Genomic DNA, 23,998 nt, shown 5'->3' with positions numbered 1-23,998 from the left:
GAATGGTGCTATGCTATTTAAGAAAAAGGATAAGGAATCAAAACCAAAAAAGGAAAAGAAAGTGCCTGTGATGAAAGTTGGCACGCATAAAAAAACCGTGATTGCCTTATGGCTGGTGTTGATTGCCAGTATCAGCTTTGGGGTGTATAAGAATTTCACCGCCATTGATATGCACACGGTACATGAGAAAGAAGTCATTGAGCAGCGTATTGTTGATACCAACAAGATAGAGAATTTCGTCAAGGCATTTGCGAAGTCCTACTATTCTTGGAGCAACACGCAGGAATCCATTGAGAAAAGAACCACAGCCATTAACCAGTACCTTACAAAGAGCTTGCAGGATTTGAATGTTGATACTGTCTGTATGGACATACCTACAAGCTCTACGGTAACGGACGTTAAGATTTGGGAGGTTGAAGCGACTGGAACGGACGACTTTACCGTTGTCTACTCGGTAGATCAAACGGTAACAGAGGGAGAGACTTCTATCGGTTACACTTCCGCTTACATGGTGGTAGTTCATGTAGATGGTGACGGAAATCTGGTTATTACACAGAATCCGACCATCAGCAGCATACCAACAAAATCCGGCTATGAACCAAAAGTCAAGGAATCGGACGGAACGGTGGACGCTGCCACTACAGAGGAAGTGACAGAGTTTTTGGAAACATTCTTTAAGCTGTACCCTACCGCAACGGAAAAAGAGCTTGCCTACTATGTATCGGGGAATGTGCTTGAACCTGTCAACTGTGACTATATGTTCTCGGAGCTGGTAAATCCTATCTTTATACAAGATGGAGAACAAGTGAAAGTATCGGTATCGGTAAAGTATCTCGACCAGAGGACAAAAGCAACGCAAATTTCACAGTTTGACTTAACGCTGGAAAAAGATAGTAACTGGAAGATTGTAAAATAACATGAAGAAAAGCGTGCATTTTCACATAAATCGGATTTGCACGCTTATGTTTTTATTGTTTTGGGATAAAAAATACAGTATGATAATAGTTAGATGTTGCTAATCGACATATGGAGGTACATAATGTGAGTTCTACATTTAATAAAGACTGGTACAGTGATAAGGCAAAAATTATCAAGCAAGATGAAAATTTTATGATTATAGATTATGGGTGTCAAGGGAAAGGAATTGTTACAAGTTACACGCTTTTTGATGGTATTCAACTCTCTTTTTTGGACTTTGATACAGACATAAGTATGCCTTCTCAAAAATTCAATCCTAATATTATTTCAATTACACATTGTCGCTCTGGACGCTATGAATGTGAGTATGCCAATCATACAGTTTCGTATTTACCAGAGGGATATTTTAGTGTGACTGGAACACAACATTTACCAGTTTCTTTCTCGTTTCCATTAAAAAAATATTATGGACTTAGCCTTGTGATTGATAAACAATCCTTATCAGAAGAAATCAAAAAAATGATGGAAACTATTCCGCTTAACCTTGATAAAATTGGTTCAACATTAGGGATTGAGAATAATGGATATTTAAGTTCCACTCCACCTAAATTACATCATTTATTTTCTGAATTATATGAAGCACTTAACATAGAACAATTAGGATATTTCAAAATTAAAGCAATTGAATTACTTTACCATATAGACCAGCTAACTAAAAATCATGGCTGTGATTTCAAATATTATGATAAACGTCAGATTCAAGCTACTAAAGAAATTCAAACATATATGATAACTCATTTAGATGAACGAGTATCGTTAGAACAACTCGCCTTTCGGAATCAAATTAACTTATCACTGTTTCATAAAATTTTTTTACAGATATATGGTGACACACCATATTCATATTTAAAGAAATATAAGATGAATATTGCAGCACATTGGCTTTTAAATGAAAATATGAAAATTGGAGATATAGCGGTAAGTCTTGGATATAATAATGCTAGTAAATTTGCAATAGCATTTCAATCTGTTTATGGTATTTTACCGAAAGATTACAGAAAACAAAAATAACACTTTTGGGCTATTTTTACCCAAATATACTAGAGATGGAGTAGAAGAAAAATAGTATTTCCTTTAGAATACGTGGTGTGGTTAGATTAAGCTAACCCACCACGTATTTTATATTTAAGGAGGATTCGTACTATGGCAAACAAAAAGCCAAAACAAAACAAACCCAAAACGGGTTTAGCACGATGTTTAGAATTAGCTTCCAATAAGAAAGGATTAGTATTTTTATCGGCTATACTTTCCTCGTTAGCGGCTATAGCGTCGTTTGTTCCGTATATTGCGGTATATTTTATTATTAGTTCCATTTTAAAAGTCTATCCTAATTTAGAATTGCTGGATATGAGCAAGGTTATGAATTATGGCTGGATAGCTTTAGCTGGTATTATTGCTAATATACTATTATATTTTTTAGCAATTTTCAGTTCTCATATGGCAGCATTTGGAACACTTTATGAATTAAAACTTCACTTCGCAGAACATATTACCAAAATTCCTTTAGGTTATCACTTAACCATAGGTAGTGGTCGTTTAAGAAAAATAATGGATGAAAACATTGAGAGCATTGAGGGTTTCATTGCACATCAATTTCCAGATTTTGTTGCTTCTGTAACTGCGCCTATTGTTATGGTTATTATTCTACTGGCTATTGATTGGCGATTTGGTATTGCTTCATTAGTTGGAATTGTGCTTGCTTTTGTCGTACAATTCAGTGGATTTGGTAGCGGAGCAATGAAAGAAAACATGGGAAAATATCAGATCGCATTGGAAGATATGAACAATGCTTCTGTAGAATATGTTCGTGGTATGCCTGTTGTGAAAGCATTTAATCAAACAGCTTCTTCATTTGCTCGTTTAGAACATGCTATTAAAGAATACACAGAATGGGTTCTAAAGTTCTCTCTAGGTTGGCAAAATTATATGCCAGCGTTTACTACCATCATTAACAATATATATTTGGTTATCGTTCCTGTAGGTATTTTGTTAGGAGCTAATGCACAAGATTATAAGAGCTTTACTATGACATTTATATTTTACTTGCTTTTTGTTCCGGCAATCGCTGGTATTTTAAACAAAATAATGTATATCTCTGAATCATTTATGCAAATTGACGGAAATGTAGCAAGAATGGACGAAATTTTCAATATACCTGTTCTACCACAAACTACCAGTCCTAAAAAAACTCAAAAAGATGATGTTGTGTTTGATAATGTTAGCTTTACATATACAGGAAAAAAAGAAGAAATGGCTATTGAAAATGTATCTTTTAAAGCCAATCAAGGACAAATAACAGCTATTGTTGGCTTATCTGGTGGTGGAAAAAGTACAATTGCAAATTTAATTTCACGCTTTTGGGACGTTACAGAGGGAAGTGTAAAAATCGGCGGTGTTGATATAAGAGATATTTCAGAAAAAGACTTAATGAATCATGTTAGCTTTGTATTTCAAGATATTTTCTTATTCAAGCAGAGTATTTTAGATAATATTCGCATGGGAAATCCAAACGCTACAGAAGAACAAGTCATTGAAGCCGCGAAAGCTGCACAATGCCATGAATTTATTTCAAAACTTCCTAATGGCTACAAAACTGTATTTGGAACAAAAGGTATTCATCTTTCTGGCGGTGAGCGTCAACGTATCGCTATTGCTAGAGCTATTATCAAAGATTCCCCTATTATTGTTCTTGATGAAGCAACTGCATTTAGCGACCCAGAAAATGAGTATTTAATTCAAAAAGCATTCGAGAAACTTATGCAGAATAAAACAGTTATTATTATTGCTCACCGTTTATCTACGATTCGTAATGCTGACAAAATTATTGTTATGGAAAAAGGTCATCTAGTTGAAGAAGGTAAACATAATGAATTAGTTGCTGCTGGTGGACGTTATTCGCAAATGTGGAACCATTACACAGAAGCGGTTGATTGGAAAATCAGCGGAAAGGCGGTGTAATAAAGATGAAAAAACTAAAAGAGTTTCTTTTTCTATCAGATAAAGGTTATAAAGATTTAAAAAAAGCTATTGTTGCTTGTACGATAACAAATCTAGCCTTAATGCTACCGTTTTGTGTTACAGTAATGTTATTTAATGAATTACTGAACCCGTATGTAGGAAAGCAAATTGCATGGAATCATATATGGTTGCTTTGGGGAATTGGAGTTGTTTCTGCTGTTTTGGTGTTTTTAGCAGCAAGAAATGATTATAGAAAGACATACATTGCGTCTTATCAAGAATCAAATAAAACAAGACTTAATATTGCAGAGCATTTAAGAAAATTACCAATGAGTTTCTTCAATACAAAGGATTTGTCAGAATTGACAACTAACATGATGTCTGATTGTAGCAGCATGGAATCAATGTTAAGTAGTACAATTCCACCTCTCATTGCAAATGGTATTACTGTTACTCTTACTTGTATTTTACTTGCTTTCTTTGATTGGCGTTTAGCGTTATGTATGTATATTACGCTGCCAGTTGCATTTTTGATAATTTGGTTAAGTAAGAACTATCAGAAAAAATTATTTGAACGACAAGTACAAGCAAAGCTAGACGCTTCTAGTCAAGTACAAGAATACCTTGAGGGAATGAAAATTATTAAATCATGTAATTTAAGTGGTTCTCACTTTTCTGCTCTTAACAAAGCATTATTATCTATGAAAAAGATTGCTGTGAAAGTAGAAATGATTTGTGGCGTATTTATGTCGAGTGCAAGCATGATTTTGCAAGCCGGAATTGGTATTGTCATTTTTGTTGGAACAATGTTGTTAGTTAAAGGTGAAATAGAACTGCTCCCATTACTAATGTTCTTTTTGATGGTTACTCGTATATATGGACCAATTCTTGCGATTCTTTCACAATTAACTACATTACTAAATCTTAATGTTGTTACAGAAAGAATGCGTACTCTTTTAAGTACATCTGTAATGCAAGGAAATGATAAAGAAATTGAAAATTGTGATATAGAGTTGGAACATGTTACATTCAGATATAATACAAAAGATGTCATTAAAGATGTGACTTGTAAAATTCCACAAGGAAGTATCACCGCATTGGTAGGTTCATCTGGAAGCGGGAAAAGTACAATTTCAAAATTGATTGCAAGATTTTGGGATATACAGAAAGGTACAATTCGTGTTGGTGGTAAAGATATACGAACAATGGAGCCAGAAAGTCTTATGCGAAAAATGGCTTTTGTATTTCAAGACGTAACATTATTTAATGATACTGTTTTTAACAATATCAGTATTGGAAACCCTAACGCCACAGAGGAAGAAGTTATGGCGGCTGCTAAAGCTGCATACTGTGATGAATTTGTGCGTAATATGCCATACGGTTATCAAACTGTTTTAGGTGAAAATGGTAGTACATTATCTGGTGGTGAAAGACAAAGAATATCTATTGCACGTGCTTTATTAAAAAATGCTTCAATTATTTTTTTAGATGAAGCAACTGCTTCTCTTGACCCGGAGAACGAAGTTTTAGTGCAAAAGGCTATAGCTCAATTGGTTGAAAACAAAACAGTAATTATGATTGCTCACCGTTTAAGAACAGTTGTAGACGCAGACCAAATATTAGTATTAGATGATGGCAAATTAGTTGAATATGGCACACATAATGAATTGATGAAGAAAAAAGGTGTATATCAAAAATTGTATCATATTCAGCAAGAAAGTCTTGGGTGGACAATTTAAAAACTGATTGAATCAAATATTTAAGAGGTGATAATAATGTGACATTGGGAAAGTCATTAGAAGATTATTTAGAAACAATACTTATACTTAAAATCAAAAAAGGCATGGTTCGCTCTATTGATGTGGCTGATTATATGGGATTTTCAAAGCCTCGTGTAAGTCATGCAGTAAAGCAACTTAAAACACAAGGATTCCTACTAATGGATAATAATGGTCAATTGCTTTTAACAGACAGTAGGCAGGCTATGGCTGAGAAAATTTATGAGCGACATTGCTTTTTTACAAAATATCTTACAGAAATGGGTGTAGACCCAAAACTAGCAGAATCAGACGCTTGCAAACTGGAACACGTAATCAGTGACGAGTGTTTTCAAAAATTAAAAGAATCAACTCGTATAGGGAGTGAAAAAGAGGAAGTTTAATCTTCCTCCACTTCCCTAGATTTAATAATTCCGTCAGCGACACTTTCCATGATAACTAAATCTTTATCAGACAGGTTATCAAGCTGCTTTTCTAACTGTATTCTTCTGGTGCTTTTCGCCAGATCAGAAGCAGGAAGAAAAAAAGCGTCTACTGATACATTCAATAAATGAACAATGTCATAAAGCACTTGTAAACTTGGGTGATGCCCCTTATTTTCAATATTTGTCAGATAACGTGGGTCAATCTCAATCATTGCTCCCACTTGTTCACGGGTTAGACCCTGTTTCATACGAGCTTCTTTGATGGCAAGACCAAAAGCTCTGAAATCGTACTTATCTTCTTTTTTACGCATATGTAATCACCTCAATACATTTTACTGTTCCTGTTGATTTTCTAACAGGTATAGAAAAACGTGTTATATGGTTTGTCAGTTCCTAGTGTGTTAAAAGAACAAAATTACTGTTATACGGTAAATAAAAAAAACCGTTATCGGCAGTAACCTTTTTGCTTATCCAAAAATATTTCTGATTTGATGGCGGTCAAGATAAAGCCGCCGTTTTTCTTTTTCCTCAATTCGGTGGATAAATCATATAAGGTTTTTTTTGTTTTGCGGCTCTAGGAGGTAGCCGCATTGAAAGAATCTCATAATCGACATTTTATGACATACCCTTTATTGTCAAAAAAACTGAAATTACCATAGCAGGACAATACACCCTTGAATGTGGTTTTTTACATCATATAACAGGTACAAATGATAAAGCACAAGAACGCTATACAGCCTTTTCTCTTGTGCTTTTTTCGTGCGTAAAAATATTTTTCAAGTTCATTTCTGAAAACGCAACAAATAGCTGCTGCGTGGGTAGCTACTGTGCGGAAAGGGGGATAGAGGGAAAACACCCTCATCTACTCTCACGCAGAAAGGAGGTGAATCAGCATGAAGTCATCTTCTTTCCAACAGGCTATTCAAGCACAGTTTGATTGCCTTACAAAGAAAGTCATTAAAAGAGCAGCAATGAAGTATAACCGTGATATTTCAAGACGCTTGAAACATGAAGTTCCGTTTTCTGAAATTTCAGATTTGGAATTGAACAAAGCAGGCGTTTATGACAAGTATTCCAGCGATTATACAGCGTTCAATGTTCTTGGCATGGAAGTACAAGTATCTGACGACCAGTTAAGCAAAGCACTCAAATGTTTGCCAGAGAGAAAACGCAATATCATTTTGTTGTCATACTTTATGGATATGTCTGACGCAGAAATCGGAGAGCTTATGAACGTGGTACGCACTACTGTTTACCGTCACAGGACAAGCACTCTGGAAGAATTACGAAAAATGATGGAGGAGGAATAAGCATGGACAAAGACCAAAAACATATACCGTTTGCTGTGATTGTGGCGGCTACGAATGGTGATGAAACTGCAATACAGGAAATCTTGGATTTCTATGACGGGTACATATCAAAGTTGAGCTTACGCAAATTGTATGACGAATACGGTAACGTCTACATGGTAGTGGATTCTGAATTAAAAGGCAGAATACAGGCAGCAGTCATGGATATGATTGCAAACTTTGAGATAGTCGTAATCTAATCATTCAGACGGGCGGAGCATTTTCCCCTTTCCTCTGCTCCGCTTGTCAATCTATGAAAGTCCATTATCTAGGTAGTGGATTTTCATAGACTGGCAAATACAGTCGGTAGTTCTTTGACAACTGAATAAAGCAGTCAGATACGTTTGATATGCAGCGAGCCAGCGGAAATTGTACGCCATGACCTAAAAAAGCGAGCGATTCATGCAATGATCCGAGAGCGACTTGTGGAATGGTCGTTCTGCCATGACCTGTATATCTGAATAATGATACACTCGCATGGTGCGGTTCTGCTCATAGGAATGAGAATGGTGAAAGTCCAGTGGAGCTTCCAAAGCCATCTGACTGCTTCGGAAACACACAGTAAAGGAGGTGCATAAGGCAAAAATTTTGCAGTCTGTATGTCAGATATAAGCTGCTGATAATCTATCTCTGATATGGTATACTTTTAACTATGATTAGGAAGAAATGCTGTATTAAAAGGGGTAGAAAGTGATATGAAGATATTGTATGTTACAGATTTACACGGAGATAAAAAGAAGTACAGAAAGATTCTGGACGTAGCCATTGAAAAGGAAATCAAAGTCATTGTAAATGGCGGGGATATGTTACCAAAACAATGTGACCGCCACAGTGAGCAATCGTTTTTTATCAATGGATTCCTTGATGAATATTTTGAGGAACTGAAAAAGCAGGACATCACATACCTTGCCATGCTTGGAAATGATGATTTACTGGCAGCAGATGAAATGTTTGACAATCTTTGCGACAGATTTGAAAATGTCTGCAATATAGCTGGTAGGAAATTTTCTGTCAATGGATATGAATTTATCGGCATGAACTATATTTTAGACCATCCGTTCGGTTGTAAAGACAGGGTTGTTACAGAAACACATTATATTCCGCAGCGTCAGTTAAGTCCTGTAGCCGGAATCTCTAATGCTGTTGATTATGACAGGATTTACAACTGGCTGGAATATTCCAGAACAGAATTACCGCATATGTGTGATGTGCTGAAGAAACTTCCATTGCCGGACGATAGACAAAAAGCGGTTTACGTTATGCACATGCCGCCTGCGGGATTGAGATTAGGACAGTTGCGCTATCAAGATTTGGATATATGCTCTGTTGATATTTACGAATTTCTGAAAGAAAAACAGCCACTTCTTTCTCTGCACGGACATATACATGAAAGTCCTGACACAGAGAAAGGAAAGTGGATAAACCAGATTCATCAGACAACCTGTATTCAGACTGGACAGACGGAACTTAATGACAAATACATGGTTTATGCGGAGATTGATTTGCAGGAAAAGAAGTATGAACGCAAAGTAATCAGTGTAGATTAGCAGAAAGACACCAGAAATGGTGTTTTTTTGTTGGAAGAAATGAGGTGGGATTATAGGAAAAACAGTACAGTCCAATACAATAAAAATAGGAAATACGACCTTTTATGTAACGTCAGTGTTCTCCGGTACAGTGGATTTGCAGCATTTGATTAAAAGGCTGATTCAAAAGGAAATCGAGCAGGAAAACAATGGATATTAAATTGAGAACAGTGTAATAAGCGGCTGAAAATAATTAAGTAGCGTGGTATAATATTAACAGGATATAAGTTGTTTGTTTGCTGTTGGAAAGGAGTAAAAATGACGAAACAGCAAGCAAGATTAAGAGTTAGATTATATGCACGTTTATCCAAAGATGATGGTGACGCTGATAAAGAAAGCAACAGTATCACAAACCAGTTGCAAATGCTCCGATATTATTCAAAGGAAAAAGGATTTGAAATCATTGACGAGTATGTAGATGATGGCTATTCCGGCACAACATTCAACAGACCGGATTTAAACCGCATGATTGAGGACGCTATGGAAGATACACAGCCTAGTGGAATCATGGTAAAGGATATGTCAAGGTTCGGTCGCAACAATGCCATGTTCATGTATTACGTGGAAGAAATCTTCCCGAACAATGACATTCTCTTTATCGCACTGAATGATGATGTTGACACAAGATATGAGGATAACGAGATGATGCCATTCAAATCTATTATGAATGAGTATTATGCACGTGATACCTCAAAGAAAATCCGAAGCGTCAAGAAAACAACTGCTTTAAGTGGCGGGTTCTGCGGTTCATTCGCTCCGTATGGTTATAGGGTTGACCCGAACAATAAGCGTAAACTACTGATAGACCCGGAAACAGCGCCTATCGTCAAGCGTATTTTTGAAATGTCGAAACAGGGAAACAGTGTTCATCAGATAGCAAGAACATTGTGTGAAGAAAAGATTTTGATTCCGAGAGCCTACAGAGCAATGAAGAATGGCACGCTGGAAACAAGCACAGGGTTCCGATTCCCTACCGACTGGGTTGGAAAAAATGTTAAGATGATTTTGGAAAATCAAGTGTATCTCGGTCATATGGTATCGCACAAGACACAGACAAAATCATTCAAGAACAGAAAACTGGTAGCGGTTCCTAAGGAAGATTGGATTGTTGTAAAAAACACCCATGAAGCTATCATTGATGAAGAAACCTTTGAACTGGTACAGAAATTCATCAGTGTAAAGAAAAGACCAAATAAGACTGGACGACCAAATATGTTTGTGGGGCTTGTAAAATGCCCGGACTGTGGACGCAATATGGCGTTCTCCAATCCAAACGGGAGAGAGCCGAGATTTCGTTGCAGGACATATGCCAGAAACAGCAACCTCTGCACAACTCATGCAATTTCCTATGACGCATTAGTGAAGATTGTCATGGACGACATTCAAAAGCATATCAAGAATATGGAAACATTAGGCGACCAGTTCATTGAAGAAATGAGGGTGTTGAGTGAATCCGGCGGCGGTAAGAAAATCAAGCAGTTTAAACAGGAATTGGAACTGGCAGAAAAGCGTATTGCTGAAATTGACAGTATCATAATGAAGCTGTTTGAGCAGAATGTAGCAGGAAAGATTTCTGATGGACGTTTTGAGAAAATGTCTGTAACTTATGAAAATGAGCAGAGAGAACTTGAAGAAAGGCGTAAGGCATTAAAAGAGAAAATCGAAGCCGAGGACTACAAGACGAAAAATACAAACAAATTTTTAGAAACCATACGCAAGTATGAAAATGTAACAGAGTTAAACCGTTCTATGCTGGTTGAACTGATTGACAGTATATATGTGTATCAAGCAGAGGGAACCGGCAAAGAACGTACTCAAAAAGTGGAAATCAATTATAGATTTCTTTGTGAGTCCCAATGTGGTATTGCATGATGGTAATGGTAGAATTGGTAGATTAATTATGTTTAAAGAATGTTTAAAATACAATATTGTACCATTCATTATCGAAGATAATTTAAAAATGTTCTACTATCGAGGATTAAAGGAATGGCATAATGAAAGAGATTATTTAGTAGATACTTGTCTCGCTGCTCAAGATAGATATAAAGCTTATCTGGATTATTTTAGAATTAAGTATTAAAACAGAGGAACGATGTAAAGCATATCGTTCCTTTTTGTTTTAAATGATTTACCTAACTATTAAGAAAATACACTTTTTAATATTTCAGTTCTTATAAACCATAAAAATTCTAGTTATATTATCTTACCATATAATAAATCCATGCCTTTAATGTCTTTTTTAACTTAATATTCGAAACTGAAACTCCTTCACTATTTTGTCTCCCATCACTTCCAATAAGTAATTCTCCTTGTATTCCACTTGCTAATTCAAATTGTAAAATTTTATCAGGAATTCCTTCTGGAACATTAACACATATAGTTATTTCTTTATTAGCTGAAACATAATTTATTTTTTTTAACTCTTTTGAAACTGTATAAGATTTGAAATCACTTTTCCATTTAACTTTTGAAATTTTAAGCCATCTAATATCTTGAGTATATTTAGCTAAAATAATATCATTACCATCTAAATCTATATCAAATTCATCATATTCATCCTTATCCTTCATATCTAATGTCATATATAAATTTGGATATTTTATATCTTTAAGCAATGTCCAAGCTCTCCCAATAAAATAAAAAATAAATAAAATTAATGTTGCAATTGATGAAATTTGAGATAATGTTCGCATTTTTCTTTTTCCTTTCCTATGATTATACCTAACCTTATTGTACCGCAATATTATATTAGTTCCTATTTATTTCACATATCAAAATTAAAATAGCATCTAAAGTAAGATATAATCTCAAACTTTAAATGCTATTTTTTATGGCTCATTAATTATTATATTTGCTAAATCATTTTCAAGACGATTAATAATTTGCGTAACTAACGCATTTCCCATCATAAAATAGCGTCTTTTTAAGGGCATTCCTGTGTTTGTCCAATTATCAGGAAATGATTGCAATCTTTCTGCTTCAACGGGGGTAATAAATCTTAAATTACCTGTTTCTTCATCTTCTATGACATGAGTACTTCTATTGATTGAAGCTTCACTCGTCAACATTGTTCTACCTGGTAAATCAAGAGAATCCGGAAATGCCATACTTCCTTCAGAATAATAGTATGTCTCTCCATTTGGTTTTGTCCTTAAGATTTTTTTACTTCCTCTTAAAATTTCAAATTTTTCCCTTTGTATATCGGTTAAAAAATATTCATTTAATCCCGCTCTATTTTCTCTCACTTCTCGCATCGAAATAAAAGGCTCAACAATAGGAAATGAATCAAAAGTATTTACAATTCCATTTATCATTACTCCAGTATTGTAAAAAGGAGTTTTAAATTTTTCTGTCATTTCTACTGTATCTGTATATATTGTTAAATCAATATCTTGATTCACATTATTATTTTTAATAGCATTATTTTCTATAGGGTAATTTCTTGCAAACAATCCTACATTATACATAATTTGAAAAGGGGTATTTTGCGATATAGCATTATAATTTAAATTTCTTTTCCAAGCAAATATAAAAGTTCTTCTTCTTTTTTGAGCACATCCATATTCAGCAGCATTAATAACTCTCCATTCCACATTATATCCTAAATCATAGAATGTTCTTAACATAATACCAAAGTCACGACCACGTTGACTTGCTGGTGATTTTAATAACCTGTCCACATTTTCCAACAAAACAAAAGGTGTATTCTTTTCTTTTAATATCCTAGATATTTCCCAAAATAGAACACCTTTTTTACCTTTAATACCTTTTTCCCCTGATAAAGATCTAGCTACAGAATAGTCTTGGCAGGGAAATCCTCCGACAAGTAATGAATGATTAGGAATGATATTTGCAGGAACAGTTGAAATATCTTTATTACACCAATGAAGTGGATTGTTTTCATCATCTGACTCATGCAAATCAAATCTTGTTTGATAGCATTCAAAAGCATGTTGAACTCTTGTAGATGGTTCCCATTGATTTGACCATACAAAATTCCAATCTCTGTTTTCTATTGCAACACCATTTTCATCAAATTCATGAATATCATTTAATCCAACTCTAAATCCACCAACACCAGCAAATAATTCTATTACATCTTTCCTCATTTTTCTGACTTTTCCTTCCCTTTTATAAAAAAATGTCCAGCACTTCGTATTTTGACGCATTACTATAACATATAATAACATTTTGAGTCAAGTCGATCAAGTTTTTTTTAATATAATTGTCGAGTTTCTTTTATTAAAATTGTATAATATTTTTATATGATAAAGACTAGCAAAAGAGGTGATGAAAATGCTTTTTGATTATGATGATACTGATTTAAATAGCGTTTTAAATTATGCTAAAAAAATGGAAAACTCTACTTTTAGAGATATCCTTAATTTATGCAAAAAATATATTTTAGAAGCAGATAATGGCAATAAAATGAATAGATCAGAAAAATTTATAAATAGTTTAAAAAACGACAAGCTATTAACTTTAAATAATGCAAAGGGGCAGTTAGGTAACTTTATTGAAAAATTCTACTTTGGATATGAGCCTAATTCTAATCAAAATGCTGACTTAGATAAAATAGGTGTAGAAATCAAACAAACTCCTATTGATATAAAGAAAGATGGTACTTTAACTGCTGGCGAACGATTAGTTATTACAATGATTTCTTATAAAGATCCTGTTGAAGATGATTTTTATAAAAGTCATGTATATGAAAAAATCAATAAAATACTTCTCGTTCAATACATAAGAGATAAGTCAAAAAACAGATTAGACAACCAAATTAAATATGTAAATTTATTTACGCCACCTCCTGAAGATTTAGAAATTATTATTAATGATTACAAAGTTATTACTCAAAAAATCAAAGAAGGAAAAGCCCATGAACTAAGTGAAAGTGATACTTATTATTTAGGTGCATGTACCAAAGGAAGTACTGCACAAAATAGTTGGCGTGAGCAATATTATGGAAATCATATTCCTGCAAAAAGAAGAGCATTTTGCTTAAAAAATAGTTATATGACACACGTATTACAAGATTACGTACTGACTCATAAATTAGAAAATGAATCCATTATCAAAAATATAGATGAACTTAAACATTTATCATTCGAGCAAATCATTATTAGCAAAATTGACCGTTATAAAAATAAAACAGATAAAGAGCTATGTTCATTATTTGATAGAGAATATAATAATAATAAATCTCAATGGATTGATTTATGTTTTAGAATGCTAGGCATCAAAGGAAATCACGCTGAAGAATTTGAAAAAGCTAATATTAAAGTAAAAGCTATTCGATTAGAAGAGAATGGTAAAAATAGAGAAAATATGTCTTTTCCATCGTTTAAATATAAAGATTTAGCAAATGAAACTTGGGACACTTCTTATATTCATGAATACTTTTCAACAACAAAATTCTTATTTGTTGTCTTTAAATCAAATGGAGAAACTTACAATCTCCTAGGCGCACAAATGTGGAACATGCCTTATAGAGATTTAGAAGAAACAGTAAAAGATGGTTGGATAGCTATCCAAGAAAAAATCATAACTGGCGTATCATTTATAAAAACAAACAATCGTATAAAAAATGATTTACCCAAAAAATCAGATAATCCTATCATACATATACGGCCACATGCTCAAAAAGCTGCTTTTAAATTAAAAGATGGGTACACTCAAGGAAATATTCAAAGAGATGCAAACGAATTACCAGATGGCCAATGGATGACCACACATAGCTTTTGGATCAATAATGATTACATTCTTAAACAATTAAAATATAAATAACTATGAAGCACCAAAAATTAGAAACATCTCCTGAAATTTCTAAAAGAATGTCTCATGTTAAAACAAAAAAGAATTCTGCAGAAGTTATGTTAGCTAAATCTTTATGGCATAAAGGGTATAGATATAGATTAAATTATAAAGAATTACCTGGCTCACCAGATATTGCTTTAACTAAATATAGAATAGCAATTTTTATAGATGGTGAATTTTGGCATGGTAAAGATTTTGAACAAAGAAAGACTAAATTAAAAAATAATAAAGATTACTGGATTGAAAAAATACAAGAAAATATTGATAGAGATTTAAAAAATGATAAATTACTAAGGCAAATGGAATGGTATCCTATACACTTTTGGAGTAATGACGTAATAAAATACTGCAATCAATGTGTAGAAGAGGTTATTTGTTTAATTGATGATATAAATAATCAATAATTTTTAATACTTTAATTAAGGAGAAAATATGAAATACAAAAAATATTCATTTAGAAATGCTGAAGTTATTTTTGAAAATGATGAGAAATATAAAGAAGATTATTCCCAAATACTTAATGTTTTAGATAATATTACAGAAGAAGAAATATGCACATATTTTAATAATTCCACAAGAAATGATATTAAGAGCTTTTCAGAGCCAATAAATACATTGATTGATGAAAAATTAACAAAAAAGAAACACTGGCATTCGCAAGTTCCTATTTTTAATGAAAGTGAATATAGACCATCAAGTACAAATGATAAAAATCCATGGACAATAGATTTTGCATCACCAGAAATTGCAATAGAAGTTGCTTTTAATCACGGAAGTGCTGTTGCATGGAACTTAATAAAATTAGTGCTTGCCAGTGAATTGAATCACGTAGAAAAAGCTATCAACACTTCTGCAGGTGTAATAATTTGTGCAACTGACGACTTTAAAAGAACCGGTGGGTTTGATGGAGCTATTGGCAGCTATGAAAAATACCTTCAACATCTAAAACCTATGCAAAATCAATTAACTGTTCCTATAATGATCATTGGTTTAGAGTCTTTAGATAATTATTCTATTCATAATAAGACAATATATAATAACGCAGATTTATCGCCTGAAAACACTCTTCCTAAAAACACAAAAACGAAGGTTAAATATATTACTGAAATTTTAAAAGAAAAAAATATACCTTTTGAAGAAAATAATATAGTAATCGATGGAAATATAATCAATAATTCTATTAAAATAAAAAATATAGAAGTAAAAATAATTCCTAATACTGTTTACAAAAAATTAAGTCCATCTCAAAAAGAAAAATATTTTAATCTTAAGGATTTTATTTCTAAAATTGATATAGAAAAAATCATATCTAAATATGAAAATAAATAATCAATGCATGTTGATATAACGAACATATTATTAACTGATATTTAAACACCACTAAAAAACCTGCATCTCGTGCAGGTTTTTCAATATTATATATTATTTAAATAGTTTAGAGAAATAGTTTTTAACAACGTGATTTTTAATTTTTGATAATGTTGTGTTGCTCGAATCGAATCTGTCTTTTTTAGCCCAACCTGGTTGAGAATCTGCTTGATTAGTTGTTAAATATGAATAGTAGTTTACACACATGTTTTTGTTCCTCCTTAGTATTTTATATCCCTTTTGTTACTTATATTATATGTAAGAAAGTATAAAAATTATATGTGTTGAGGTTATGAGAATATTGCATACATTTGTGCATTATGCACAATGGTGAATATAGTTTAAAACTATATCTAAGTAGCTATTATTTGTATTATTCAAACTATGTTTTGATTGATAAAATAAAGACATAGTTTGAAAGGAATGAATGATATGAATCAATTAAATAGATATGAATTTGTAGGAAGTTTTTTACGTCCTGAAAGATTAAAAGAAGCTAGAAAAAATTATGAATTAAATAATATAACTAAAGAAGAACTTACTAAAGTAGAAGATGAATGTATTGTAGAACTTGTAAATAAACTTAAAGAGTTAGGTTATCATACTATCACAGATGGTGAATTTAGACGTTCTACTTGGCATTTAGACTTTATGTGGGGATTTGAAGGGGTTGAACATAAAAAGACTGTAGATGGCAATCAAACATTTGATGGAGAAGCAGCTATGATTGATGATACTTATATGACAGGAAAGATTTCTTGTAAAGATCATCCTTTTGTTGAACACTTTAAATTTGTGAAAGCATTAGAAGATGAAAATACTGTAGCTAAACAAACAATTCCTTCACCAGGTCAATTCTACGCTTTCTTTACAGGAGCTGATTTATTAGATAAAACATTAGGTTTCTATGGTAGTGAAGAAGCTTTTGGGGATGATGTTGTTAAAGCATACAATGAATTTGTTCAAGAAATTTATCATGCTGGATGCCGTCAATTACAATTTGATGATTGTGTATGGGGTGGTATGGTTAATCCTGAACTTGCTGTAAGTTTAACAGGAAGAAAAGGGGAAGAATTAGAAAAATATAAACAACTATTATTAGATTTAAATAATAAAGTTGTTGCAAGTGCACCTGAAGATCTAACAATTAATACTCATGTATGTAGAGGAAATTATCATTCTACTTACTTTAGTTCAGGAGCTTATGATGGTGTTGCTGATTTACTCTTTGGTGAAGAAAATGTAGATGCTTATTTCTTAGAATATGATGATCATCGTTCTGGTGGTTTTGCTCCATTAAAGAAAGTATCAGGAGATAAGAAAGTTGTTTTAGGTCTTATTACAACAAAGAAACCTGATTTAGAAGATAAAGAACTTGTTAAAAGAAGAATCTATGAAGCAACTAAATATATTCCTTTAGAACGTTTATATTTAAGTCCTCAATGTGGTTTTGCTTCATGTGAAATTGGTAATAAATTAACAGAAGAACAACAATGGGCTAAACTTAAACTTGTAAAAGAAATCGCTGAAGAAGTATGGGGATAATCCTCATATTTCTTTTTTATTACATTGACTTTATATCATACAATACAACCATATAGAAGGATTACCCCTATGATTATTATTGCAGCCTATGCGCTAATGTTTAAGCACTTGATTAAATCAGGTGCTTTTTAATTGATTTATATTTTTTCTAATAAAAAGGACTCTGATATTCAAAGTCCTACAACTAATTCTTATTCTACTCATATTTAAACTCTCCGCAGCAGAGAAACCAAGAGTTGTACCTGATTTTTATAATTTGTACATATTCTAATGTCAAATTATGTATTTATAATAAGTTATCTTTCTTGAATCGTCAATATTGTAAATAAATAATCTTTAACAGTTCTTATAAAAAGAAAAGGAGAATAACATTGGTAATCCATGTTTTCTCCTTTTTTTGTTTTGTAATACATAGGCGTATACTATTTTACAATATGCATATGAGGGTAAGGTATTTCAATACCTTCCTTTTTAAATTCAGTCACTAAATCTTTACGAATATCGGCAAGTAACTGGAATCCTTGTACATTATCTTCACTAGTGATTGTTGCTCTTAATTGAATACTGCTATCTTTTAAATCAGAAACAATCACAGGGACTAATGAATCCTTTTTATCTTTTCTTCCATCGATGAATAAAGGATGTTTTACAACAAGATCTTGAATCACTTTGATTGCTTGATCTATATCACTTTCATAAGAAATATCGATATAAAGATAATTTGCTTTAACATGTTCGATTTGTGAAATATTTTCTATAATTGCTTTATTCATAATATCATTAGGAACAATCATTTGTGTCTTTTCTAATGTTTCAATAACACTATGTCTAAGTGAAATATCAATAACAGTTCCTCTAACATTATGCCCTGTAACAACAATAAAATCACCAATCTTATAAGGCTTATAAGCCATAATCATGGCACCATTAATAAGATTACCGGCAGCTTCTTGACTGGCAAGTCCAATAACTACGGCAACGATTCCTCCAGATGCAAGTAAGGCAGTCGCAAATGATTTTAAAAACTTCACTTCACTACAAATAATTGCTAAAAAGATTGTAATGAGAATAATCTTTTTAATTCTTTTTTGTAAAACATAATTATCAGGCCATTTCTTTTTAATAAACTTATTTAATAATTTATTGATTGCAATTAAAACAATCCCTGCAATAACAATTGAAATAATGCCATTAATAACCCCATTTACAAACAAATTATCAATTTGTTCAAATATTTTTTCCATTCAAATTACCTCTTTTTATAATACTTTGAAAGAACATACAACAAAACTGATTGCATTGCTCCTACAATAGAAACCATTAAACATCCATAACAAATCCAATATAAAATACTATTTCCTGTATTAATTGCATTTAATATAAAGAAAACAATAAACGCAATTAATGCTACATTCCTTGTATATTTAAAAAAACGATAAAATCTTTGTGCTAATATTTCATTTGTATTCATCTTATTTACCGATGCAAAAGCGTTTAAATAATTCATCTAATAAATCTTCTTTTGCTTGTTCTCCTAATATTTCTTTTAAACAAGACCAACTATCATAAAGATCTTCTACAATAAGATCTGATGGTATAGACATCTTCATTGCATCAATTGCTATTTGTAAAGAAGAAGCTGCTTTTTCTAATAATTGTGTTTGTCTAGCATTAGTAAGATAATAATCTTCTTGATTACTCATAAGTCCTAAATTAAATTTCTTTTTAATTTCTTTAGTAAGTGCTAAAATATCTTGTTCTTTAGCCGATATTTCAATTCCTTCTAAATCAACTTTCTTACCTAAATCTGCTTTATTAATAATAATAATACGATTTGTATCTTCTGTAAGTTCAAGTAACTTTTGATCTTCTTGATCAAGTTCTTTACTTCCATCAATAACTAATAAAACAAGATCTGCTTTTTTAATCATTTCTTTTGATTTTTCAACCCCAAGACTTTCTACAATATTATCTGTTTCTCTAATTCCTGCTGTATCGATCATATTTAATAAAATACCATCTACTGTTACTGATCCTTCAACGACATCTCTTGTTGTTCCAGCAATATTTGTGACAATCGCTTTTTCTTCTTTTAACATCGCATTTAATAAACTAGATTTACCAACGTTGGGTTTACCAATGATGGCTGTTTGAATTCCCTCTTTTAATAATTTAATATTTTTAGAATCTTCAATGATTTTATTCATCTTTTCAATTAAAGAAGTAGACATTGGTAAAAGCTTATCTGCTGTTAATTCTTCTACATCTTCATATTCAGGATAATCAATATTGACTTCTATTTGCGTAATAATTTGAATTAAATCTTCTTTTAAATCTTTAATAAAATGACTAATACTTCCTTGAATTCCTTTTAAAGCAAGAGAAGAAGCATAACTATTTTTAGCCGTAATAATATCACTAATAGCTTCTGCTTGCGATAAATCAATACGTCCATTTAAAAAAGCACGTTTACTGAATTCACCACGTTCTGCCAGTCTTGCTCCATGATGTAAACAAAGATCAACTACTTTATTTGTAATATAAACACCACCATGGCAATTGATTTCAACCATTTCTTCTCCTGTAAAAGTTCTTTTCCCACGATAGATATTTACTAATACTTCATCTATTTTTTCACCATTATCTTTTATATAACCGTATGTAATGGTATGACTCTCTTTATTTATAATCTTTCCTGTAAAAAACTGTTGAACAAATGCAATAACATCTTTTCCTGATAAACGGATAATTGAAATTGCTGCTTCTAGTCTTGATGTTGCTACTGCAACAATAATATCATCATTCATTTTCATACCACCTTTCTTTTTGATACTATCTTATTTTGTTGATTTTATCAATAAATAACTCCCTCATTATAACAAATATTTTTTATTTTTGATATATGATTTTTTTCGATTGATTTCTATATTTTAATCATATATTATTATTTACAAATAGGGGTGAAAAAATGAAAAAGCTGAATAAAAAAGTTCCTATAATCGGAGGTGCTGTTATAGGAGTGATATTGGTTATTTATATCATTTTATGTTTTCTAGCATCAGGTAAAGGGTTTATTAAAAATATGACAATTAATGGCATAAAGGTTAATAATATGTCTAAAGAAGAGGTCATTTCTAAACTTGAAAATAAGTATCAAAAAGATCAAAATCAATTATTATTAAATCTTGAAATGAATGATCAAAAGTATCAAATAGATATGAAAGATAATGTTAAAGTCAATATTAAAAAACAAATCAATAATATTCAAAAGAAATATAATAATTTCTTTACAAAAGGATATCATTACTTACTACAACATAATGAAAACATTTCTATAGATATTAAAAATCAAAAACTACTTAATAAAGATATCAAAAAATCAGGTATTTTAGATTATTCAACTTTAGTACCTACAACTTATAAAGTTGAAAAAACAAAAGTTATCTTTACTAAAGGTAAAAGTGGTGAAGCAGTTAAACAAAAAGATGTTTATAACACAATTCAAACTGCTTTAAATGAATATGATTTTAATAAAACTTTAAAGATTAAACCTTCATCTGTTTCAGAAGATGAAAGTGTTATGAAAACAATTTATAAGACTTTATCTAAGAAAGGTAAAAATGCGACTTTAGATAAAAATAATGATTATAAAATTGTAGCTGAACAATATGGTGCTAAATATGATTTAGATGATTCAATTAATGCTTTTAATAAAGCTAAAGAAGGAAAAGAATTTGAAGTTAAAGCAAAAGCTATTGTTCCAAGTATTACTAAAGAAGATTTAGAAAAGAATTTATTTAAAGATGTTTTAGGTGAATATACAACAACTGTAAATGGTTCATCTGTAAGAAAAAACAATGTTAGACTTGCTGGTGAAAAATGTAATGTGATCTTACTTCCAGGTGAAGAATTTTCTTACAATCAAACAGTTGGAAAAAGAACAAAAGAAAATGGTTTTGGTGAAGCAGGAGCTTATTTAAATGGCGAAACTGTTCAAGAAGTTGGAGGTGGCGTTTGTCAAACTTCTTCAACATTATATAATGCTGTTGTTTTAGCTAATTTAGAAGTAACTGAAAGAACAAATCATACGTATATTTCAAGTTATGTACCAATTGGAAGAGATGCCACTGTTTCTTGGGGTGGTCCTGATTTTAAATTTAAAAATAATAGAGATTATCCAATTAAAATAGAAGCAAGTTATGCTGGTGGTAAGTTAACATGTAAAATTATTGGAACTGATGTTGATGGAAGTTATGTGAAGTTTACAAGTGAAAGAACAGGGGATGTCGCATATAACACAAAATATGAAAATGATGCAACTATTCCTGAAGGTCAACAAGTAACTAAACAAGCTGGATCTAATGGTGGTAAAGCCGTTTCTTATCGTTTAGTTTATGATAAAGATGGTAAATTACTTTCAAAGAAAAAAGAAGCCAATAGTTATTATAAAGGTCATGAAGCAATTATTGCTGTGGGTACAATGAAAGTTGAACAAGCTCCTGAAGCACAACCTGAAGCAACTCCAGCTACACCGGAAACAACAATTCCAGCTGAACCTACTACTACACAACAGTAAAAATGAGTGACTAAAATCACTCATTTTTTTATAAGAATTGTAAAGTTTTTAAAATATAAAGCCACATAGTAATAGAAAAACCACTTATTAAAGTTGTCAACATGACCACTGTACTTGTAAGAACTCCTTCATGTCCCATGTTTTTAGCCATAACATAACATGATACTGTGGTTGCTGAGCCAAGCATAACAAGAATAGCAATCAGTTGTTCTTGTCTAAATCCAAAGAATATAGCTAATGGTAAAAAGAGAGTACAGAAACCAAATAATTTAATGAAAGTAGCACAAAGGGCTGGTTTTAAATCTCCTAAAGCTTTTTTATAATTAAATGTGGCACCCATTGCCATTAAACCAAGAGGAGTAGCTACATTCCCAATCGAAGTGACTGTTTTATCTAACATTGTAGGCATTGGTAAATGAAGTAATGACCAACAAAGTCCAATCACAATTCCAATTAAAATAGGATTGGTGATAATACCTTTTAAAGTTTTCATCCACATTTCTTTACTTATTCCTTTTCTTTCAGGTGAAAAGAAAGAAAGGACAACGACAGCCATAATGTTATACAAAGGTACACTTCCAATAATCATTAAAGGCGCCATTGTTGCTTTTCCATATACATTTTGAATTAATGCAATTCCTAGTAATGCCGCTGAACTACGATAACTTGCTTGAATAAATTCTCCCTGATTCTTTTTATTTTTTAATAAAAAAGAAAGTATTGTTACTATTAAAATACTAAAAATGGTAATAAAAAAACAAAATAAGACGAACTTCGTATCCCAAATTTCCTTAAAATCTAATGTCGCTAAGTCTTTAAATAGTAATACTGGTAATGGTATTAAAAAGACAAATTTATTCATTTTTGATGCAAAAACATCATCAATAATTCCTATTTTTTTAAATAACATCCCTAATATAATCATCGCAAAAACAGGAACCGTCGCATTTAAACTAAAAATTAAATTTTCCATTATTTCCTCCCTAAAGAAAAAACCGCATAAGCGGCTTAATCTACATATGAGATTGTCATATATCTATTTTTTCCTTCACCTTTAGATTCAGTTTTTAAATGATCCATCTTTGCAATCTCTTGATGCATCACTTTTCTTTCATCTGCAGGCATTGGATCTAATTTTAAATCAGCTTTTGTTCTTAAAACTGTTTTACCAAAACGTCTTGCCATACTTGCAACTTTTTTATAACGTTCTTCTTTATAACCATTGATATCAACGCTTACTTCTAAACGTTTTTTAAATGTTGTACTGACAGCATTTTTAATAATTAAGTTAATGGCTCTTAAAATGACACCAGCTTTACCAATTAAAATAGAGTTATTGCTTGTATTAATATTGCAATAAATTCTACCATCTTGAACATAAGAAACAGTTTCTACTTCAAATTGCATATCTGTTAAGATTTTTCTTATAAGATTTTCAATATATTCTTGAACCATTTCTACTGTCCAACAAGCAATTTCAGCTTTTTTACTAAATAAACCTTTAGTTTCTAAAGTAACTTCATAATTTAATTGATCAATTGTTACACCTAAATCAAGGCATGCTTTACTAACAGCATCATCTACTGTTTTTCCAGTATAAGTTTTCATATAAATACCT

The 23,998-nt window shown here is 31.7% G+C and carries 24 protein-coding genes; 15 read left to right on the top strand and 9 right to left on the bottom strand.

Annotated features, from left to right (window positions below):
- Positions 1 to 10: 10 nt before the first annotated feature.
- The 5 genes from LJD34_RS04970 (at position 11) to LJD34_RS04950 (ending at position 6,097) form a co-directional block, all read left to right on the top strand.
- Positions 11 to 916 carry a conjugal transfer protein gene (locus LJD34_RS04970; RefSeq protein WP_005335602.1) on the top strand — a complete coding sequence of 302 codons (906 nt, stop codon included), beginning with the start codon at positions 11 to 13 and terminating at the stop codon, positions 914 to 916.
- Between the two features lie 125 nt (positions 917 to 1,041).
- A complete protein-coding gene (locus LJD34_RS04965) occupies positions 1,042 to 1,989 on the top strand; it encodes a helix-turn-helix domain-containing protein (RefSeq protein ID WP_008788620.1) in 948 nt (315 codons plus the stop codon).
- 132 nt (positions 1,990 to 2,121) lie between these two features.
- Positions 2,122 to 3,936, top strand: coding sequence for an ABC transporter ATP-binding protein (locus tag LJD34_RS04960; protein ID WP_005335600.1), 1,815 nt, complete (start codon positions 2,122 to 2,124; stop codon positions 3,934 to 3,936).
- Positions 3,937 to 3,941: 5 nt separating this feature from the next.
- Positions 3,942 to 5,675 (top strand): ABC transporter ATP-binding protein, encoded by a 1,734-nt coding sequence (locus LJD34_RS04955; protein ID WP_009203311.1) that lies wholly within the window; start codon positions 3,942 to 3,944, stop codon positions 5,673 to 5,675.
- 38 nt (positions 5,676 to 5,713) lie between these two features.
- Positions 5,714 to 6,097: a metal-dependent transcriptional regulator gene (locus LJD34_RS04950; protein ID WP_005335597.1), complete on the top strand. Its 384-nt coding sequence runs from the start codon at positions 5,714 to 5,716 to the stop codon at positions 6,095 to 6,097.
- On the opposite strand, the gene LJD34_RS04945 is transcribed toward LJD34_RS04950, so the two are convergent.
- Complete coding sequence (locus LJD34_RS04945; protein WP_005335595.1) at positions 6,094 to 6,450, bottom strand: helix-turn-helix domain-containing protein; 357 nt, start codon at positions 6,448 to 6,450, stop codon at positions 6,094 to 6,096. The two genes, LJD34_RS04950 and LJD34_RS04945, sit on opposite strands and share 4 nt — an antisense overlap.
- Positions 6,451 to 7,032: 582 nt before the next feature.
- Here LJD34_RS04945 and LJD34_RS04940 point away from each other — a divergent pair.
- The 5 genes from LJD34_RS04940 (at position 7,033) to LJD34_RS04920 (ending at position 11,154) form a co-directional block, all read left to right on the top strand.
- On the top strand, positions 7,033 to 7,449 hold the full coding sequence (locus LJD34_RS04940; protein ID WP_005335591.1) for a sigma-70 family RNA polymerase sigma factor: 417 nt from the start codon (positions 7,033 to 7,035) through the stop codon (positions 7,447 to 7,449).
- Positions 7,450 to 7,451: 2 nt separating this feature from the next.
- Positions 7,452 to 7,688 carry a helix-turn-helix domain-containing protein gene (locus LJD34_RS04935; RefSeq protein WP_005335589.1) on the top strand — a complete coding sequence of 79 codons (237 nt, stop codon included), beginning with the start codon at positions 7,452 to 7,454 and terminating at the stop codon, positions 7,686 to 7,688.
- A 495-nt stretch (positions 7,689 to 8,183) separates the two neighbouring features.
- Positions 8,184 to 9,035, top strand: coding sequence for a metallophosphoesterase family protein (locus LJD34_RS04930; RefSeq protein WP_009203312.1), 852 nt, complete (start codon positions 8,184 to 8,186; stop codon positions 9,033 to 9,035).
- 297 nt (positions 9,036 to 9,332) lie between these two features.
- A complete protein-coding gene (locus LJD34_RS04925) occupies positions 9,333 to 10,946 on the top strand; it encodes a recombinase family protein (protein ID WP_009203313.1) in 1,614 nt (537 codons plus the stop codon).
- Complete coding sequence (locus LJD34_RS04920) at positions 10,933 to 11,154, top strand: hypothetical protein (RefSeq protein WP_227359319.1); 222 nt, start codon at positions 10,933 to 10,935, stop codon at positions 11,152 to 11,154. Before LJD34_RS04925 ends, LJD34_RS04920 begins: the two co-directional genes overlap by 14 nt.
- A gap of 118 nt (positions 11,155 to 11,272) precedes the next feature.
- Here the strand turns inward: LJD34_RS04920 and LJD34_RS04915 are convergent, their stop codons facing one another.
- Positions 11,273 to 11,767 carry a hypothetical protein gene (locus tag LJD34_RS04915; RefSeq protein ID WP_227359318.1) on the bottom strand — a complete coding sequence of 165 codons (495 nt, stop codon included), beginning with the start codon at positions 11,765 to 11,767 and terminating at the stop codon, positions 11,273 to 11,275.
- A gap of 135 nt (positions 11,768 to 11,902) precedes the next feature.
- Positions 11,903 to 13,183, bottom strand: coding sequence for a DNA (cytosine-5-)-methyltransferase (gene dcm / locus LJD34_RS04910; RefSeq protein WP_227359317.1), 1,281 nt, complete (start codon positions 13,181 to 13,183; stop codon positions 11,903 to 11,905).
- A gap of 187 nt (positions 13,184 to 13,370) precedes the next feature.
- On the opposite strand from dcm, the gene LJD34_RS04905 reads away from it, so the two are divergent.
- The 3 genes from LJD34_RS04905 to LJD34_RS04895 are packed head-to-tail and all read left to right on the top strand — an operon-like array spanning position 13,371 to position 16,220.
- On the top strand, positions 13,371 to 14,861 hold the full coding sequence (locus LJD34_RS04905; protein ID WP_227359316.1) for a Sau3AI family type II restriction endonuclease: 1,491 nt from the start codon (positions 13,371 to 13,373) through the stop codon (positions 14,859 to 14,861).
- Between the two features lie 2 nt (positions 14,862 to 14,863).
- Positions 14,864 to 15,295, top strand: a complete 432-nt coding sequence (locus LJD34_RS04900; protein ID WP_227359315.1) for a very short patch repair endonuclease — start codon at positions 14,864 to 14,866, stop codon at positions 15,293 to 15,295.
- A 28-nt stretch (positions 15,296 to 15,323) separates the two neighbouring features.
- On the top strand, positions 15,324 to 16,220 hold the full coding sequence (locus LJD34_RS04895) for a BglII/BstYI family type II restriction endonuclease (protein WP_118632175.1): 897 nt from the start codon (positions 15,324 to 15,326) through the stop codon (positions 16,218 to 16,220).
- 93 nt (positions 16,221 to 16,313) lie between these two features.
- Here LJD34_RS04895 and LJD34_RS04890 read toward each other — a convergent pair whose 3' ends face one another.
- Complete coding sequence (locus tag LJD34_RS04890) at positions 16,314 to 16,466, bottom strand: hypothetical protein (protein WP_155522374.1); 153 nt, start codon at positions 16,464 to 16,466, stop codon at positions 16,314 to 16,316.
- A 225-nt stretch (positions 16,467 to 16,691) separates the two neighbouring features.
- On the opposite strand from LJD34_RS04890, the gene LJD34_RS04885 reads away from it, so the two are divergent.
- Positions 16,692 to 17,804, top strand: coding sequence for a 5-methyltetrahydropteroyltriglutamate--homocysteine S-methyltransferase (locus tag LJD34_RS04885; protein WP_227359314.1), 1,113 nt, complete (start codon positions 16,692 to 16,694; stop codon positions 17,802 to 17,804).
- Positions 17,805 to 18,226: 422 nt separating this feature from the next.
- Here the strand turns inward: LJD34_RS04885 and LJD34_RS04880 are convergent, their stop codons facing one another.
- The 3 genes from LJD34_RS04880 to mnmE are packed head-to-tail and all read right to left on the bottom strand — an operon-like array spanning position 18,227 to position 20,611.
- Entirely contained in the window at positions 18,227 to 19,048 is an 822-nt protein-coding gene (locus LJD34_RS04880) for a mechanosensitive ion channel family protein (RefSeq protein ID WP_227359313.1), read from the bottom strand.
- A gap of 5 nt (positions 19,049 to 19,053) precedes the next feature.
- On the bottom strand, positions 19,054 to 19,311 hold the full coding sequence (locus LJD34_RS04875; protein WP_227279114.1) for a hypothetical protein: 258 nt from the start codon (positions 19,309 to 19,311) through the stop codon (positions 19,054 to 19,056).
- On the bottom strand, positions 19,277 to 20,611 hold the full coding sequence (gene mnmE, locus LJD34_RS04870; RefSeq protein ID WP_227213309.1) for a tRNA uridine-5-carboxymethylaminomethyl(34) synthesis GTPase MnmE: 1,335 nt from the start codon (positions 20,609 to 20,611) through the stop codon (positions 19,277 to 19,279). Before mnmE ends, LJD34_RS04875 begins: the two co-directional genes overlap by 35 nt.
- Before the next feature lie 161 nt (positions 20,612 to 20,772).
- On the opposite strand from mnmE, the gene LJD34_RS04865 reads away from it, so the two are divergent.
- The gene (locus LJD34_RS04865) at positions 20,773 to 22,380 is read left to right on the top strand and encodes a VanW family protein (protein WP_227359312.1); all 1,608 of its coding nucleotides are present in this window, start codon (positions 20,773 to 20,775) and stop codon (positions 22,378 to 22,380) included.
- A gap of 28 nt (positions 22,381 to 22,408) precedes the next feature.
- Here the strand turns inward: LJD34_RS04865 and LJD34_RS04860 are convergent, their stop codons facing one another.
- Both LJD34_RS04860 and LJD34_RS04855 read right to left on the bottom strand, forming a co-directional pair.
- Positions 22,409 to 23,353, bottom strand: a complete 945-nt coding sequence (locus LJD34_RS04860; RefSeq protein ID WP_032091103.1) for an AEC family transporter — start codon at positions 23,351 to 23,353, stop codon at positions 22,409 to 22,411.
- A 35-nt stretch (positions 23,354 to 23,388) separates the two neighbouring features.
- Positions 23,389 to 23,988 carry a protein jag gene (locus LJD34_RS04855; protein WP_032091104.1) on the bottom strand — a complete coding sequence of 200 codons (600 nt, stop codon included), beginning with the start codon at positions 23,986 to 23,988 and terminating at the stop codon, positions 23,389 to 23,391.
- Between the last annotated feature and the right edge of the window lie 10 nt (positions 23,989 to 23,998).

Origin of the sequence: Faecalibacillus sp. MSK20_93, from assembly GCF_020589945.1 — a bacterium.
Lineage (GTDB): Bacteria > Bacillota_I > Bacilli_A > Erysipelotrichales > Coprobacillaceae > Faecalibacillus > Faecalibacillus intestinalis.
The sequence above is the reverse complement of the archived record's forward strand: the minus strand, read 5'-3'. Positions and strand labels throughout refer to the sequence as shown.

What these genes read in the sequence shown, in the direction of transcription:
- LJD34_RS04970 (WP_005335602.1), top strand. Translation starts at nt 11, where the DNA reads ATGCTATTTAAGAAAAAGGATAAGGAATCAAAACCAAAAAAGGAAAAG.
- LJD34_RS04960 (WP_005335600.1), top strand. Translation starts at nt 2,122, where the DNA reads ATGGCAAACAAAAAGCCAAAACAAAACAAACCCAAAACGGGTTTAGCA.
- LJD34_RS04955 (WP_009203311.1), top strand. Translation starts at nt 3,942, where the DNA reads ATGAAAAAACTAAAAGAGTTTCTTTTTCTATCAGATAAAGGTTATAAA.
- LJD34_RS04945 (WP_005335595.1), bottom strand. Translation starts at nt 6,450, where the DNA reads ATGCGTAAAAAAGAAGATAAGTACGATTTCAGAGCTTTTGGTCTTGCC.
- LJD34_RS04940 (WP_005335591.1), top strand. Translation starts at nt 7,033, where the DNA reads ATGAAGTCATCTTCTTTCCAACAGGCTATTCAAGCACAGTTTGATTGC.
- LJD34_RS04935 (WP_005335589.1), top strand. Translation starts at nt 7,452, where the DNA reads ATGGACAAAGACCAAAAACATATACCGTTTGCTGTGATTGTGGCGGCT.
- LJD34_RS04930 (WP_009203312.1), top strand. Translation starts at nt 8,184, where the DNA reads ATGAAGATATTGTATGTTACAGATTTACACGGAGATAAAAAGAAGTAC.
- LJD34_RS04925 (WP_009203313.1), top strand. Translation starts at nt 9,333, where the DNA reads ATGACGAAACAGCAAGCAAGATTAAGAGTTAGATTATATGCACGTTTA.
- LJD34_RS04915 (WP_227359318.1), bottom strand. Translation starts at nt 11,767, where the DNA reads ATGCGAACATTATCTCAAATTTCATCAATTGCAACATTAATTTTATTT.
- dcm (WP_227359317.1), bottom strand. Translation starts at nt 13,183, where the DNA reads ATGAGGAAAGATGTAATAGAATTATTTGCTGGTGTTGGTGGATTTAGA.
- LJD34_RS04905 (WP_227359316.1), top strand. Translation starts at nt 13,371, where the DNA reads ATGCTTTTTGATTATGATGATACTGATTTAAATAGCGTTTTAAATTAT.
- LJD34_RS04900 (WP_227359315.1), top strand. Translation starts at nt 14,864, where the DNA reads ATGAAGCACCAAAAATTAGAAACATCTCCTGAAATTTCTAAAAGAATG.
- LJD34_RS04895 (WP_118632175.1), top strand. Translation starts at nt 15,324, where the DNA reads ATGAAATACAAAAAATATTCATTTAGAAATGCTGAAGTTATTTTTGAA.
- LJD34_RS04890 (WP_155522374.1), bottom strand. Translation starts at nt 16,466, where the DNA reads ATGTGTGTAAACTACTATTCATATTTAACAACTAATCAAGCAGATTCT.
- LJD34_RS04885 (WP_227359314.1), top strand. Translation starts at nt 16,692, where the DNA reads ATGAATCAATTAAATAGATATGAATTTGTAGGAAGTTTTTTACGTCCT.
- LJD34_RS04880 (WP_227359313.1), bottom strand. Translation starts at nt 19,048, where the DNA reads ATGGAAAAAATATTTGAACAAATTGATAATTTGTTTGTAAATGGGGTT.
- LJD34_RS04875 (WP_227279114.1), bottom strand. Translation starts at nt 19,311, where the DNA reads ATGAATTATTTAAACGCTTTTGCATCGGTAAATAAGATGAATACAAAT.
- mnmE (WP_227213309.1), bottom strand. Translation starts at nt 20,611, where the DNA reads ATGAATGATGATATTATTGTTGCAGTAGCAACATCAAGACTAGAAGCA.
- LJD34_RS04865 (WP_227359312.1), top strand. Translation starts at nt 20,773, where the DNA reads ATGAAAAAGCTGAATAAAAAAGTTCCTATAATCGGAGGTGCTGTTATA.
- LJD34_RS04860 (WP_032091103.1), bottom strand. Translation starts at nt 23,353, where the DNA reads ATGGAAAATTTAATTTTTAGTTTAAATGCGACGGTTCCTGTTTTTGCG.
- LJD34_RS04855 (WP_032091104.1), bottom strand. Translation starts at nt 23,988, where the DNA reads ATGAAAACTTATACTGGAAAAACAGTAGATGATGCTGTTAGTAAAGCA.